14 protein-coding genes and 1 pseudogene are annotated in these 13,877 nt (G+C 61.2%); 9 read left to right on the forward strand and 6 right to left on the reverse strand.

Annotated elements, in window-relative coordinates; all coding sequences use genetic code 11:
- A partial coding sequence (locus ACUJ46_RS05955) for a hypothetical protein (RefSeq protein WP_445389553.1) occupies positions 1-208 on the forward strand: 208 nt, incomplete at its 5' end.
- 499 nt (positions 209-707) lie between these two features.
- A pseudogene (locus ACUJ46_RS05960) lies at positions 708-883 on the forward strand (IS630 family transposase); the annotation flags it as partial.
- 26 nt (positions 884-909) lie between these two features.
- Here ACUJ46_RS05960 and ACUJ46_RS05965 read toward each other — a convergent pair.
- The 3 genes from ACUJ46_RS05965 to ACUJ46_RS05975 are packed head-to-tail and all read right to left on the reverse strand — an operon-like array spanning position 910 to position 2,626.
- Positions 910-1,077, reverse strand: coding sequence for a hypothetical protein (locus ACUJ46_RS05965; protein WP_445390151.1), 168 nt, complete (start codon positions 1,075-1,077; stop codon positions 910-912).
- Positions 1,074-1,850, reverse strand: coding sequence for an MBL fold metallo-hydrolase (locus ACUJ46_RS05970; protein ID WP_445389554.1), 777 nt, complete (start codon positions 1,848-1,850; stop codon positions 1,074-1,076). The genes ACUJ46_RS05965 and ACUJ46_RS05970 overlap by 4 nt, the downstream gene beginning before the upstream one ends.
- Positions 1,850-2,626, reverse strand: coding sequence for a TatD family hydrolase (locus tag ACUJ46_RS05975; RefSeq protein ID WP_445389555.1), 777 nt, complete (start codon positions 2,624-2,626; stop codon positions 1,850-1,852). Before ACUJ46_RS05975 ends, ACUJ46_RS05970 begins: the two co-directional genes overlap by 1 nt.
- A 199-nt stretch (positions 2,627-2,825) precedes the next feature.
- Here ACUJ46_RS05975 and ACUJ46_RS05980 point away from each other — a divergent pair, with 199 nt between their 5' ends.
- From ACUJ46_RS05980 to ACUJ46_RS06005, 6 genes are read left to right on the forward strand one after another with little or no spacing between them, the layout of a single operon-like run.
- Positions 2,826-5,639 carry a monovalent cation/H+ antiporter subunit A gene (locus tag ACUJ46_RS05980; RefSeq protein WP_445389556.1) on the forward strand — a complete coding sequence of 938 codons (2,814 nt, stop codon included), beginning with the start codon at positions 2,826-2,828 and terminating at the stop codon, positions 5,637-5,639.
- A gap of 1 nt (position 5,640) precedes the next feature.
- The gene (locus tag ACUJ46_RS05985; protein WP_445389557.1) at positions 5,641-6,024 is read left to right on the forward strand and encodes a Na+/H+ antiporter subunit C; all 384 of its coding nucleotides are present in this window, start codon (positions 5,641-5,643) and stop codon (positions 6,022-6,024) included.
- Positions 6,021-7,541 carry a monovalent cation/H+ antiporter subunit D gene (locus tag ACUJ46_RS05990; RefSeq protein ID WP_445389558.1) on the forward strand — a complete coding sequence of 507 codons (1,521 nt, stop codon included), beginning with the start codon at positions 6,021-6,023 and terminating at the stop codon, positions 7,539-7,541. Before ACUJ46_RS05985 ends, ACUJ46_RS05990 begins: the two co-directional genes overlap by 4 nt.
- On the forward strand, positions 7,538-8,035 hold the full coding sequence (locus ACUJ46_RS05995) for a Na+/H+ antiporter subunit E (protein WP_445389559.1): 498 nt from the start codon (positions 7,538-7,540) through the stop codon (positions 8,033-8,035). Before ACUJ46_RS05990 ends, ACUJ46_RS05995 begins: the two co-directional genes overlap by 4 nt.
- Positions 8,029-8,298: a K+/H+ antiporter subunit F gene (locus tag ACUJ46_RS06000; protein ID WP_445389560.1), complete on the forward strand. Its 270-nt coding sequence runs from the start codon at positions 8,029-8,031 to the stop codon at positions 8,296-8,298. Before ACUJ46_RS05995 ends, ACUJ46_RS06000 begins: the two co-directional genes overlap by 7 nt.
- A 14-nt stretch (positions 8,299-8,312) precedes the next feature.
- Positions 8,313-8,603, forward strand: coding sequence for a Na+/H+ antiporter subunit G (locus tag ACUJ46_RS06005; protein ID WP_445389561.1), 291 nt, complete (start codon positions 8,313-8,315; stop codon positions 8,601-8,603).
- Positions 8,604-8,682: 79 nt separating this feature from the next.
- On the opposite strand, the gene metG is transcribed toward ACUJ46_RS06005, so the two are convergent.
- The 3 genes from metG to ACUJ46_RS06020 all read right to left on the reverse strand — a co-directional run bounded on the left by metG (position 8,683) and on the right by ACUJ46_RS06020 (position 11,938).
- Complete coding sequence (gene metG, locus ACUJ46_RS06010) at positions 8,683-10,221, reverse strand: methionine--tRNA ligase (RefSeq protein WP_445390137.1); 1,539 nt, start codon at positions 10,219-10,221, stop codon at positions 8,683-8,685.
- Entirely contained in the window at positions 10,218-11,138 is a 921-nt protein-coding gene (locus ACUJ46_RS06015; protein ID WP_445389562.1) for an AAA family ATPase, read from the reverse strand. The genes metG and ACUJ46_RS06015 overlap by 4 nt, the downstream gene beginning before the upstream one ends.
- Positions 11,139-11,494: 356 nt before the next feature.
- Positions 11,495-11,938, reverse strand: coding sequence for an ion channel (locus ACUJ46_RS06020; protein WP_445389563.1), 444 nt, complete (start codon positions 11,936-11,938; stop codon positions 11,495-11,497).
- Between the two features lie 114 nt (positions 11,939-12,052).
- Between ACUJ46_RS06020 and ACUJ46_RS06025 the strand changes: the two genes are divergently transcribed.
- A complete protein-coding gene (locus tag ACUJ46_RS06025; protein WP_445389564.1) occupies positions 12,053-13,768 on the forward strand; it encodes a DUF389 domain-containing protein in 1,716 nt (571 codons plus the stop codon).
- The last annotated feature ends 109 nt before the right edge of the window (positions 13,769-13,877 follow it).

Consider the following 13,877-nt stretch of genomic DNA (forward strand, 5'->3'; position numbering starts at 1 on the left):
CGTGTCGCAAGACCGGCCCGAACGCTCCTCAAGATCCCAAACGCTTACGAACATCCCCGATTCCTCCGTGCAAGACGAACTCCAACACTTCGACGGGCGTACCTACGTTTTTCTCAACCAATGGGGTGGATGGGCGTTTGACGAGGCCATGGTCAATGTGCGTGATGCGTGGCCTGACAAAGAGAAAGCATTCGCACCCTCGGAATAGCGGTCGGTACCATCTTGATATCGTAGACGACAAAAGTGTGATGGATGGGGACTTTTTGCCGGAGACCATTTTGCCCAAGGCCAACGATGCAGCGACCCCTGTCTTCCTCGGGCGCACGGCCGAGATTGATGCTGCCCTCGACCGCATACGAGCCGCTAGCGACGATCACATCCAGACCCGAGGAGGGGCACTCGGGCCACGTGACGGTCATCGCAGGCCAAGCCGCGCTGATCAGGCTGATCGCGGACAAGACCTGCGGGGAGGGGGGGGGCGAAGTTGGAAACCAGTGTCTGCGCAAGCACGCCTGTGACGTTTCCCGATTAACCGATGATCGCGGATTTCCGATCCTCAGCATATATTCCATTCTCGACCATATTTCCCGTTCGACCAGGAGCGGTTTTCGACCTGTTTGAATCGAAGAGGGATTCCTTTTCCGAGTGATGTCTGGTTCAGAATCCTTGCTGGTCAAACACGCACCGTGCCGAGGATCGATCTGTTCGCCTTGGCAGAGGCGAGGCTGGTTGAATCGGTCGCCGGGCCGCATCGCTTCTTCGCGAGGCGGAGCATGATGCGCAAAAAAGACTGGGCTTGCCATCGAGCAAGATCGACCTCGAACCTGAACGCCGCGTCTTCATCGACGAGACCTGGAACGCCACCAACATGACCCACAGTCACGATACGATAATCAATATTATGTTAAATCATGCCAATCCCAGCAGCCTCACCAGGCCAGCCAGGCCCAACAGGATCAGCGTCCATATCAAGGCCATTTCCAGCACCTTGCGTGCGCCAAGCCTCTGGAACATTCCACGATTCAGCATGATGATGAGGATGAGTACGGCGACGGTGCTGACAACGGCGAGCATCATGGCAGCGGTTCTCTTTCCCAGATGCGGCCGTCATAGCCTGGTGTGACATCCGCAGGCAGTTCGCCCAGCAATTCATCATGATCCATCGACTGGTCCATGTGCGTGAGCCAAGCTTCGCGTGGTTTCGCGCGGGCTATCCATTCAAGCGTCTGGTCAAGATGGCTGTGGGTCGGGTGCGGGTAGCGCCGAAGGGCATCGACCACCCAGAGATCCAGCCCTTCCAGCATGGGCCAGCTTTCTTCCGGAATGCCGTTCACATCAGTCGAGTAGGCAATCGCCACGCCATCCGCCTCGAAGCGGTACCCTGTGGAATGGATCGGGCCATGCTGCTGGCGGAACGGGCGGACAGTGATCGCCCCGAAATGCATTTCATCGTCAATCAGGTGCGCCCGTGCTGTTGGTGGATAGCCCGCCCGGCCAGCGAAGACATAGGAAAAGCGCGTCCTGATGCCCGCCTTGGTGGAACGGTCCATATAGCAGTCGATCTCCACGCCCGATGCATGAAACAGGGCGCGCAAGTCGTCGATTCCATGTGTGTGATCGGCATGATCATGTGTGTAGAGCACGGCTGTCACCCACCCTGCCCCTGCATCCAGCAGCTGTTCGCGCAGATCCGGTCCGGTGTCGACCAGCAGTCGTGTGTCGCCGGCCTCCACAAGAACGGATACACGTCGCCTGCGGTTGCGGGGGTTTTCAGGATTGCAGCGTCCCCAATCGCCTCCGACGCGGGGAACACCGGAGGATGTGCCGCAGCCAAGCATGACAAGGCGCATCAGGTGTGCGCCTTTGTGAAAAGCCGAAGGCTGTTGGCTGAGGTCGATTCTTCGATCCGCTGCTCATCCACCCCGCGCAGCGAGGCAAGGAAGCGGGCGGTGTGGGCAACGAAGGCGGGCTCGCAAGTCTTTCCACGGACTGGCACAGGTGCAAGAAAGGGGGCATCCGTCTCGATCAGCAACCTGTCTTCAGGGATAATGCGCGCTGTTTCCTGCAGATCTCTTGCATTCTTGAAGGTGACGATGCCAGACAATGAAACATAGGCGCCAAGCTCAAGGCAGGCCTCGGCAAGGCTTCTGGAACCGGTGAAACAGTGGATCACCATCGGGAAAGCGCCCTTCCTCGTCTCCTCTGTCAGGATCCGGATGGTGTCATCCTCGGCATCGCGCGTGTGAACGATGAGAGGTAACCCGGTTTCCCGGCTTGCCACAATATGGGCGCGAAAGCTGGCCTGCTGTCGCAAACGATCGGACTTGTCGTAATAAAAATCCAGCCCGGTTTCCCCGATACCGACCACCCTGGGGTGTTGCGCCGCGGCTATCAGGCGCGCGCTGTCCAGTTCAGGGTGCTCGTCAGCTTCGTGCGGATGAATGCCCACTGTCGCAAAAACATTGGCATTGCGCTCTGCGCCGGCAATCACATCGGTCCATTCGTTTTCGCGCGTGGAAATCGAGATCATGAGCCCGACACCCGCATCGCGGGCGTTGGCCAGTATCTCCGCCTCGCGCTCGACAAGGCCCGGATAATTGAGGTGACAGTGGGAATCGATCAGCATGGACAGGATTTGCGCCTTTATCGGTCGTTTTTCAATCATATCGCACTTGCAACAAGGTGTTGCTCGCCCCAATTTGCAGGCTTGTACAGGGAGAGAGGAATGATTTCGTCAGCAGCCTGTTCGGGCATGTCATTCTTACCGTTGCTGGCAGGTCATAGCCGCATGGTATCGGCAGGCACCTGCTGACATGCAGTCCCTGATGTCGGCCCCTGCCCTCCTTCTTCTCGCGCTTCTGCCGTTGCTGGCGATGCCGCTGGTGGCGTTTGCAGCCAGCGTTTCCCGCCGGGCGGTCGGCTATACTGCCGCTGCCGTGATGGTGGCGGGGCTTGGTCTGCTTGCCACGCTCGCGCCCGCCCTGTTTTCCGGGGAAACCCTGATTGCAGGATGGGACTGGTTGCCCCGCTACGGCCTGGACATCGCCTTCAGGCTAGACGGCCTGGGCTTTCTGTTCGTGCTGCTCATCAACGGCATAGGCCTTCTGATCGTCCTCTACGCCTATTACTACATGCCGGAATATGACGGGCTGGGGCGTTTCTACCTCATCCTCATGGCGTTCGCCGGCGGCATGCTGGGGGTTGTCCTGGCCGAGAATGTGCTGCTGATGCTGCTCTTCTGGGAGATCACCAGCCTCACCTCATTCCTGCTGATCGCCTATAAATACAAGGAAAAGGAAGCCCGCGTTGCGGCGCGCATGGCCCTTGCCATCACCGGTGGCGGGGGGCTGGCCCTTCTGGCGGGGCTTCTTGTCCTTGGCCATGTCGCCGGCAGCTTCATGCTGGAAGACATTCTCGCCCAGGGTGACGCAATCCGCGCCCATGCCCTGTACCCGGTCCTGCTGGTGCTGATCCTGCTTGGCGCCTTCACGAAATCGGCCCAGTTCCCGTTCCATTTCTGGCTGCCGAATGCGATGGCGGCACCAACGCCTGTCAGCGCCTATCTTCATTCAGCCACCATGGTGAAGGCTGGCGTCTTCCTGCTGGCCCGCTTCTACCCCGCGCTTTCGGGAACTGATCTCTGGTTCACGCTGGTCACGGCTACGGGGGCCACGACCTTCCTCGTCGGTGCCTATCTTGCGCTGCTGAAGCACGACTTCAAGGGCCTGCTGGCCTATTCCACCATCAGCCATCTCGGCCTCATCACGATGCTGCTGGGCCTGGGCACCGCCTTGTCGCCCGTCGCGGCAGTCTTCCACATCATCAATCATGCCGTCTTCAAGGCATCGCTTTTCATGGCGGCCGGAATCATCGATCATGAATGCGGCACGCGCGACATGCGCCGCATCAACGGCCTGATGAAATATATGCCGATCACGGCCACGCTCGGCATCGTCGCGGCGGGCGCAATGGCGGGCGTGCCCTTCCTGAACGGGTTTCTTTCGAAGGAAATGTTCTTTGCCGAAACTGTGGCGCACCCGGCACTCTCGGGGGTGTCCACCTTCCTGCTGCCGGGCATCGCCACCCTGGGCGGCATCATGTCGGCAGCCTATTCCCTGCGCTTCGTCCATGATGTGTTCTTCAATGGAGAGCCTGTCGATCTGCCGCGCAAGCCGCATGAGCCGGTTCGCTGGATGCGCCTGCCTGTAGAGATACTTGTCGGCATTGTCATAATCGTGGGGCTGCTGCCGCAACTGGCGCTTGCGCCACTGCTCAACATTGCTTCCGGCGCCCTGCTGCAGATGCCACCGCCCGTCTACAAGCTTGCGATCTGGCACGGGTTCAACCTGCCACTCGTCATGAGCATCATCGCGCTGGGCGGTGGCATACTCTACTACCTCTCCCGCGAGCGGCTGTTCCGTCTGCATGAATGGATTCCCTATGGCGTCTCCAGCCCGGTCGCTTTCGAGCGTGCCTATGCCGGCGCCACTGCAATATCCTGCAAGGTGATGCGCTTCCTGGATCGCCGCACCCTGCGCCAGTATGTCGGGTTTTACCTGCTGTTCACCATCGCCATCGGCCTGTCGGCATGGTTCGGGGGCGGTGTCGCGGGGCTTGCCGGCCCCCGTCCCCTCACACCCATCGATGCGCCGTCGCTGCTTGGTTTCCTGGTGCTGGTGACGGGGCTTTCCGGGGTGGTGATCCTTCATCGAAACCGCCTGGCCTCGGTCATCTTCCTGTCGGTCGTCGGCCTTGTCGTCGCGCTGGCCTTCCTCAGGCTGGCCGCACCCGATCTGGCGCTGACCCAGCTGTCGGTCGAACTGGCCACGATTATCCTGTTCCTTCTGGCCCTGCGATTCCTTCCGGAACGCGCCCGCCACGAGCCCGGGCCGGCGCGCCATGGCCGCGATGCGCTTCTGGCGCTTGGCGTCGGCGTCATCATTTCGCTGCTGGCATTCGCCATGCTGTCCAGGCCGTTCGAGACCATTTCCGGCTATCATGTTGCCATGTCGAAACCCGGCGGCGGTGGCACCAATGTCGTCAATGTCACGCTCGTCGATTTCCGCGGCTTCGATACGCTGGGGGAAATCGCGGTTCTGGCAATCGCCGCCCTTGGTCTTCTGGCGCTTCTGGATGGGTTGCGGCTGACACCGCAGGCGCGTGGCGCCCTGCCCCCCGCCGCGCCGCGTGATGCCATCATGCTGCGCATGCTGATCCAGCCATTCTTCCCGCTGGCGCTGGCGGTATCGGCCTATATCTTCCTGCGCGGGCACAATCTGCCGGGCGGTGGCTTCATTGCCGGCCTTGTCGCGGCGATCGCGATCCTGCTGCAATATCTTTCCCAGGGCATCAGCTTTGCCCAGGGAAGGCTTAGGGCCGATTTCACGCGGCTTCTGGGTGCAGGGCTGGCGATTGCCACCGCAACCGGCCTTGCCAGCTGGATATTCGGATATCCTTTCCTCACCAGCACCTTCGCCTATGTGACAGCGCCAGTCGTGGGCAAGTTCGAGCTCGCATCGGCCATGATCTTCGACCTTGGAATCTTCCTTGTCGTGGTGGCCACGATCCTCATCGCCCTCACCGAACTGGGCGGCCTGAGCCGGCGCGAAATTGACCTGACCAACCGGAAGGATGGCTGAAATGGAACTGCTTTTTGCCATCGGGATCGGGCTGACCTTCGCAGCCGGCGTCTATCTGCTGCTCCGGCCGACCAGCTTTTCGGTCATTCTCGGGCTTTCGCTCATCACCTATGGCGTCAATGTGCTGCTGATCATGGGTGGGCGCATCGGCCAATATGTGCCGCCGCTCACATTGCCGGGCGCCACCGGCCTTGCGGACCCTCTGCCCCAGGCGCTGGTGCTGACAGCCATTGTCATCGGTTTCGGCATGACGGCCTATCTCGTTGTCCTCGCCCTGCGCGCCGTGGGCGATGCGGGTACCGATGCAGTCGATTTCGAGACGGAGCAGGATGAGCCGGAAGATCCGGACCCGACCACGCACGCCATGAAGGACAGGCAGCCATGAACCATCTGCCCGTACTTCCCGTTCTGCTGCCGCTCCTTGCCGCAAGCCTTCTGCTCATGGCCGGGAAGCTCGGTCTCGGCGCACAGCGCATCCTTGCAGTTGCAGCAACGTCGATCGGGTTTCTCATCGCCATTCTGCTGCTGCGCGCCACCCTTGATGGCACGGTCATGGCCTACAATCTTGGCGACTGGCCGGCCCCGTTCGGCATCGTCTTCGTGGCTGACAAGCTGGGCGCCCTCATGGTTCTGCTTGTCTATCTTCTGGGCCTTCCGGCCCTGCTGATGGCGACGGGCGGAACCGATGGGCTGGGGCGCTATTTCCACCCGCTTTTCCAGCTGCAACTGGCTGGCCTCTCGGGGGCCTTTCTCACCGGGGACATCTTCAACCTCTTTGTCTTCTTCGAGATTCTGCTGATCGCCTCCTACACCCTCTTGGTGCATGGAGGGGGTGCAAACAGGGCGCGGGCCGGTCTGTCCTATGTTGTCCTCAACCTTGTCGGTTCCAGCCTGTTCCTGGTGGCGGTCGCCTTCCTCTATGGCACGCTTGGCACGCTCAACATCGCCGATCTGTCCCTGAGGCTCGCCGCCGTGCCGGCCGAGGATGTCCCCCTTGTCCGGGTCGCTCTGGCCACGCTAGCCGGTGTCTTCCTGCTGAAAGGCGCGCTGGCGCCGATGACCTTCTGGCTGCCCCATGTCTATTCGGCCGCAAGCGCGCCTGTCGCTGCCCTCTTCGCCATCATGACCAAGGTCGGCATCATCGCCCTGTTGCGCCTGGTCGTTGTCGGTTTCGGCGATGCTGAGGCGGTACACGGCCTTCTGCACCCGTGGCTTCCGCTTCTGGCCCTTGCCACGATCTTCATCGGCTCGATCGGGCTGTTCGCCGCGCGGCGTCTGGCCATGGCAGCCGGCAATCTCGTTCTGATTTCCTCGGGCACGCTTCTCTTCGCCGTCGCCTTCGCTGATGCGGATGCCAGCGGCGCGCTGCTCTTCTACCTGCCGCACAGTGTTCTTGTCACTGCGGGCTTCCTGCTTCTTGCAGGGCAGATTGCAGCCCGTCGTGGCTCGCTGGAAGACAGGCTGGTGCGCGGCCCCGCCATGGGGGACCGGTTCGCCATGGGGGTAGCCTATGCCACGCTCGCCGTCTCGGTTGCCGGCCTTCCGCCCCTGTCCGGTTTTCTCGGCAAGATCATGCTGATGCAGGATGCATCGCCTGCCGGCTGGGCGCCTGCATGGTGGGCCGCGCTGCTGCTTTCCACCTTTGTCATCACCATCGTGCTGGCCCGCTCGGCTGCCCTGCTCTTCTGGCAGGCCGATGATCCGCTGCCGAAGCTCCGACAGGGCGCAGGCCCGGCAATCGCGCTGTGGGCGCTGGTTCTGGCCAGCCCGATTCTGGTCGTGGCAGCCGTTCCCCTCTCCGCCTTCGCAAACGGCACGGCAGCGCAGCTCCATGCACGCACGCCCTATATGCAGGCTGTCCTTCCAGATCCGCAGGGCATCGAACGGGAGGTGCGGCCATGACGATCGTCCGCAGACTTGTGCCTCACCCCTTCATCAGCCTCTTCATCCTCGGGCTGTGGCTGGTCATTGCATCAAGCTATACGGCAGGCAGCGTCGTCATGGGCAGTATCATGGCCCTGTTGCTGCCCCCAGTAACGGCAGCCTTCATGCCCGATCTGCCGCGCGTCGCACGGCCATTGCTGGCGATCGGATTTTTCCTGCGTGTCTGCCTTGATATCGTGGTCGCCAACATCGAGGTCGCGCGCCTCATCCTGGGTCCGGTATCGCGTCTGAAACCGGATTTTGTCGATGTGCCGATCGACATCGAAGACCCTTATGTCGCAACAATCATGGCCAGCATCATCTCGCTGACCCCGGGCACCGTTTCCATCGACATCGACATGAAGGCCCGCGTCATCCATGTCCATGCTCTCAACCTACCGGATGCCGATGCCCTGATCCGCGAGGTCAAGACCCGCTATGAAGCCCCGCTGAAGGAGATTTTCGGATGCTGAGCCTGTTGATGCCGATCGCCCTGGTCATGCTCGGGCTTGCCATCCTCATGAACCTTTTGCGTCTCATGCGCGGCCCCACCGCCGAAGACAGGGTGCTCGCCCTCGATACCCTCACGGTCAATGCCATCGCCGTCGTCATGCTCCTTGGCATCACACTCGGCACCAGCCTCTATTTCGAGGCAGCCCTGATCCTCGCGATGATGGGTTTCGTTGGGACGGTTGCGCTCTGCAAGTTCCTCCTCGGCGGCGACGTCATCGAATAGGGGGGGTGAAGATCATGTCAGAAACAATTGTTTCAATTCTTATTTTTATTGGTGCAACCTTTACGCTGATAGGCTCCATCGGCCTTCTGCGCCTGCCGGACATCTTCACGCGGCTGCATGGTCCCACCAAGGCAACCACCCTTGGTGTCGGCTCGATCGTGATTGCAAGCATGGTTCACGCCAGCACCCTGGGAGACGGCCTTTCGCTTCGTGAGCTGGCCATTTCCCTCTTTCTTTTCATCACGGCGCCTGTGGTTGCGCACCTGATTTCCAAGGCAGCCATGGCAAGGATCAGGAAAAGCTGATCCTGCACCAGGCCTGTTTCGGGCACTCGTGTCATGCTGCGGGTGGCGGCTCATATCCGCCACCCTTCATTCAATATTTTCAGGCCTCTGCTTGCTCCGGTTCACTCCAGCGGGGAAAGACGCCCGCGGGTTGTGGCAAGGCTGTTCCGGGCTTCAGTCTTTCATCCAGGTTGGCAAAACTGCGGCTGCCTTCCGGCACCGCCAGCTGATCGAGAAGCTTTGCAGCACTTGCGGGCATGGCGGGTTGCACCATGATCACGATACGGCGGACAGCTTCCGCAGCATGGTATAGCACCACGTCCGCGCGCGCAGGATCCGTCTTGCGCAAGGCCCAGGGGGCCGTTTCGTTCAGATAGGCGTTGACAGCCCCAACTCTGGCCCAGATGGCGTCAAGCGCCAGATCGGGCCTGACCGCGGCGTGGGCCGCACGCGTTTCGTCGAGCAGTGGTTCAACCGCTTCGATCAGGGCCCTGTCCGCATCGGTTGCGGGACCATCCGCCGGTACCATGCCACCGCAATTCTTCGCAATCATCGACAAGGTGCGTTGCGCCAGATTGCCGAGGTCATTGGCAAGATCGGCGTTGATGCGGCGGCCGATCGCCTCATGGCTCCATTCGCCATCCTGGCCGAACTGAATGGCGCGAAGCAGGTAATAGCGCAGCGGATCGACCCCGAATGTGTTGGCCAGCCCCATGGGCTCCACGATGTTCCCCAGCGATTTCGACATCTTCTCGCCGCGGTTCAGCACGAAGCCATGGCCGAAAACCCTGCGCGGAACCGGCAGACCCGCCGACATCAGGAAGGCAGGCCAGTAGATGGTGTGGAAACGCACCACATCCTTGCCGATGACATGCAGGTCTGCGGGCCACAGCTTGTCCCAGCCTTCTGCCGGCCAGCCCGAAGGCGTGAGATAGTTGGTGAGCGCGTCGATCCACACATACATAACATGGCCGGGCGATCCGGGCACGGGAATACCCCAGTCGAAACTGGTGCGGCTGATCGAAAGATCCTTCAGTCCTCTCTCAACGAAGGCGCGCATCTCATTGAGCCTGCTTGCCGGAGAGATGAAATCAGGCTGCTCCTGATACAGTTTCAGCAGCGGTTCCTGATAGCGTGACAGGCGGAAGAACCAGCTTTCCTCGACCGTCCAGGCCACTTCCGTTCCGGTGGGCGCCAGCTTCGTCCCGTCCTCGGCGGTCAGGATTTCCTCGGCGTCGTAATAGGCTTCGTCGCGAACGGAATACCAGCCTTCGTAGCGGTCCAGATAAATGTCGCCATTGGCGGCCATCCGCTCCCAGAGCGCCTGCACCACCGCCTTGTGGTCGTGATCGGTCGTCCGGATGAAGCGATCCTGGCTGATGTCCAGCGTATCGCACATTTCCATGAAGTGACGGGACATCTCGTCGACGAACTGTTTCGGCTCCACCCCGGCCTTGCGGGCGGCCTGCGCGATCTTCAGCCCATGCTCGTCCGTGCCTGTCTGGAAGAAGGTCTCGCGGCCGTCGAGCCGGGCGAAACGCGCCAGCCAGTCGGTCGCGATGGCTTCATAGGCATGGCCGATGTGCGGCCGCCCATTGGGGTAGGAAATGGCAGTGGTGACGTAATAGCGGTTCATCAGACCCGACCCAGCCTTTCGAATTGGCCCAGACGGGCCAGGATATCGGCCAGCGCCATTGCCACCTGCACCCGGTCATAGGCAAGCCGCACGGCATCTCGGGCCAAAATCTGGGCTTCATCATGCAGGGCAAAGATGCCGGCATCCGGCCGCTCGCGCGCTGCCGCCAGAATCTTGCGGCCAACCATGCGCATCAGTGCCTCCAGCCTCGGGGCGGCCGCCTGCCCCTGAAAGGCGCGTGCGGCAGTCACGGGGCTTTCGCCGGCCTTCCAGGCGGTGATCAAGGCCTCGAGTCCACCGATATCGGCGCCAGCCAGTTCCAGGACTGATCCGGGAGCCCCTTCGGAAAGCCGGGCGAGCGACGCGATTTCTGCCTCGCCTGCTTCGGGCAAGGCTGCATGAAGAACTGCCGTGCAGGCATCATCCGGCAGCGGGCAGAAACGGAGAATGCGACAACGGGAGCGGATTGTCGGCAGCAGGCGACCGGGCGCATGGCTCACCATCAGGAAAAGCGTGTTGCCCCTTGGCTCCTCAAGTTCTTTCAGGAAGGCATTGGCAGCATTGAGATTCATGTTATCGACTGAATCGATCGTCAGCACTTTCCATTGCCCGAGCGCGGGATGGCTGTGAAGGAAATCCGCAAGTTCACGCACCTGGTCGACGATGATGCTGGCGGTCGCGCTTCCCTTTCCTTCCTCGGGCGGGGTCAGAATCCTATTGTCGGGGTGGGCATCGGCTGCAAGAAGTCCGGCCGTCCTTTCAGGGTCCGCGCCTTCCGAAAGAAGCCTGTGAGTCGCCCATTGTGCGAAGCGGCGCTTGCCAACACCCTTCGGCCCGGCAAGGAGCCAGGCATGATGAAGGCGGCCTGCCGCCATCGCATCTTCAAACGCGCCCTTTTGCGCCTCATGGCCGATCAACATGCCATGGGCGTGGCATCCGCGCGCCGATCGTGCAAGCCCATGTGCGGTATCGCACGGTCTTTCGCATATCCCCCAGCCGTGCGAATCTGGGGAGGGTGGCTTAATGGCCAGCAGCCCGGTATGTAGTGAAGAATATTGCTCTACATTTGAGAAAAAATTAATATATTTTTATCAGTATCTTGGGGGCATTTGTTTAAGTTCATTATAAAATGAAGGCCTGACATTTTCTCGGATTGCTTGCCTTGCCCGGATTGTCGGAGAGATTTTATAAAAATATACAAATAAGATATTCTGATAAAAGGGAAAATATAAGAAATATGTGCACATGAAATAGGCTGCTGATGCACCGTCCCGTGTTACTGGAACCGGCCCAGCCTTGTGGCCAGGGTCACGAAGAAGGCGGTGCTCCACCCGATGAGGAGCAGTCCGTTAACCCCTTCTATGGCCGCAATCAGCCGCCATGGCCCGACAAGCAGCTTGTCGCTGAAACCGACTGTACCGTAGGTCATGGTCGAAAAATACATGGCAGGCTCCAGCCCCTCGACTGCACCAAGCCCCATGTAAAGCCATCCGTACAGCGCGATTTCGAAACCGTGCAGCAAGAACAACCCCAGCACCAGTCCGGTTGTGGCCATGAGAGCCCGAAACGACATCGGCCGGATCCGGTTCTCGATTTCCTCTATCGTCTCCAGCCGCAAGGCGCGCCTGAGGAAGATGAGGCCGGCACCATGAACCAATGTTGTCAACAGAACCATCCCGCCACCGACGGCAAGTTCAAGGCCAAGGGATGGCGTTTCCATGGGCGGCCCTTTGCAGAGAGGTTCCCAGCCGGTCAATATCCGTTGTATTGGCAGCAGGGCCCCGATCCATCAGTGCAGCTTGGCCATGGCGCGGCAATGCTGCAAACAGGCCCGATGAGCAACATTGGCACCATGCCCGGTTCCGGGGAATCGCAGGAACGCAGGAACGACAGGATGGCGGCCCGCGCCCGCTGGCTCAGGCGCTGGCGCTATCGCGAAATCATTTCCCAGGTTGATCACGAAACCGTTCTCGATCGCATCGAATCCGATTCCGGCTGGTCCCATCGCTATGCCTTCATGATCCTGATGTCGGCCGGCATCGCGATCCTCGGCCTTCTTCTTTCCTCTCCTGCGGTCATCATCGGCGCCATGCTCATTTCGCCGCTCATGGGCCCCATCATCGGCCTGGGCTTTGCGCTCGCCATTTTCGATTGGCCCCATGTCCGCCGGGCGCTGGTTGCGCTTCTGGCCGGATCCCTTCTGGCAACCGGCTTCACCGCGCTCATCGTGCTCATGTCGCCTTTGCAGGACATCACGCCGGAAATATTGGCGCGTACCCGGCCGAACCTGTTCGACCTGCTTGTCGCCACCTTCTCGGCCCTGGCTGGCGGCTATGCCATGGTGCGCGGCCGCGGCGAGACGATCGTCGGCGTCGCCATCGCCACTGCCCTCATGCCGCCGCTTGCGGTGGTGGGTTATGGCCTCGCAACGGGCAATGGCGCTGTCTTCGGCGGGGCACTTGCCCTCTTCCTCACCAACTTCATCGCCATTGCGCTTTCCGGCACGCTTGTGGCCAAATTCTATGGCTTCGGCGCGCATCTTTCCCCCGAACAGACCCGCCTGCAGGCCTGGTCGCTCATTGCCGTCTTCGTGCTGCTTGCCATCCCTCTGGCCTTTGCGCTGCGCCAGATCGCCTGGGAAACCTGGGCGGCACGAACCGCACGGACAGCCCTTACCGAACAGTTCGGCGCATCCGCCCGCATCGGCACGCTTGAACCCGAGTTCGGAGCCGCCGGAAGCCCCCTTCGCTTTCGCGCAACCGTCTTCACCGATGCCTACAACCCCGAGGCCGAGACATCCCTGACCGAAAGCCTCAGCAAGGCCCTCGGCCGCGACGTCGAGATGCGGATCAGCCAGATCACCGTGAACCAGGACATGGCAAGCATGGAGCTGGATCGCCGCCGACTGGCCCGCAACGAACTGGCCGACAGGGCCGCCACCCGCGTTTCCATGGCGGATCGCATTTCCATCGCAACCTCGACCCTGCCGGAACATGTTGTCATCGACTTCGAGAACCGCAGGGCGCATGTGCGCGCCATCGGCCCGCGCCCGCTGACAGACTGGCGGGCAGTCGAGGCGCGGCTGGAACGCGAATATCCGGACTGGACGATCCAGGTCATGCCACCTTACCAGCCGCTGCCGCAGATCATGTTTGCGGCAGAAGGCGCGACACTCGACACGGTTGCGCAGGCACGGCTGCAAGCCAGTCGCTGGGCGCTTCAGCGCTGGGGCGTCGATGTCATCCGCCTGACGGCAGGGCGCGTCTCCGACGAGCCTGTGGAGATTGCAGAAGCGCGCCTCCAGACCGTGCAACAGGCCCTGGCGCCGCTTGTGGCCGAAGAGAGCGCGCTCATCGCTGTCAACAGGGCGCGCGAGCGCGACATGGGCCTCGATGCCGCTCGTTTCGTCACCATCCTGCCCGTTCGTGACAGCGGAACGCTAGAAGTGCAGCCGGAAACCGAAGCGCCGGAAGATGCGGCAGGCAATTTGTCCGAAGACGGCAATGCCAGTTCCGGCTCTTCCGCGCAGCCCCGGCCCAAGCTCGGCTGAGAGAGGTGACCGGATCAGCGGCAGACGATGCCATCAAACGGGCCATGAAACGGCAGGAACAGAAGACATGAAAAAAGCCGCCGGGGACTGCCCGGCGGCTTTTCATGTT

The sequence above is a fragment of the Sandaracinobacteroides sp. A072 genome (assembly GCF_052616365.1).

Coding starts and splice junctions, on each gene's coding strand:
- ACUJ46_RS06020 (WP_445389563.1), bottom strand. CDS start 11,938: ATGGAAACGCCATCCCTTGGCCTTGAACTTGCCGTCGGTGGCGGGATG.
- ACUJ46_RS06025 (WP_445389564.1), top strand. CDS start 12,053: ATGAGCAACATTGGCACCATGCCCGGTTCCGGGGAATCGCAGGAACGC.
- ACUJ46_RS06015 (WP_445389562.1), bottom strand. CDS start 11,138: ATGTTGATCGGCCATGAGGCGCAAAAGGGCGCGTTTGAAGATGCGATG.
- ACUJ46_RS05975 (WP_445389555.1), bottom strand. CDS start 2,626: ATGCTGATCGATTCCCACTGTCACCTCAATTATCCGGGCCTTGTCGAG.
- ACUJ46_RS05985 (WP_445389557.1), top strand. CDS start 5,641: ATGGAACTGCTTTTTGCCATCGGGATCGGGCTGACCTTCGCAGCCGGC.
- ACUJ46_RS05995 (WP_445389559.1), top strand. CDS start 7,538: ATGACGATCGTCCGCAGACTTGTGCCTCACCCCTTCATCAGCCTCTTC.
- ACUJ46_RS05970 (WP_445389554.1), bottom strand. CDS start 1,850: ATGCGCCTTGTCATGCTTGGCTGCGGCACATCCTCCGGTGTTCCCCGC.
- ACUJ46_RS06000 (WP_445389560.1), top strand. CDS start 8,029: ATGCTGAGCCTGTTGATGCCGATCGCCCTGGTCATGCTCGGGCTTGCC.
- ACUJ46_RS05980 (WP_445389556.1), top strand. CDS start 2,826: ATGTCGGCCCCTGCCCTCCTTCTTCTCGCGCTTCTGCCGTTGCTGGCG.
- ACUJ46_RS06005 (WP_445389561.1), top strand. CDS start 8,313: ATGTCAGAAACAATTGTTTCAATTCTTATTTTTATTGGTGCAACCTTT.
- ACUJ46_RS05990 (WP_445389558.1), top strand. CDS start 6,021: ATGAACCATCTGCCCGTACTTCCCGTTCTGCTGCCGCTCCTTGCCGCA.
- ACUJ46_RS05965 (WP_445390151.1), bottom strand. CDS start 1,077: ATGATGCTCGCCGTTGTCAGCACCGTCGCCGTACTCATCCTCATCATC.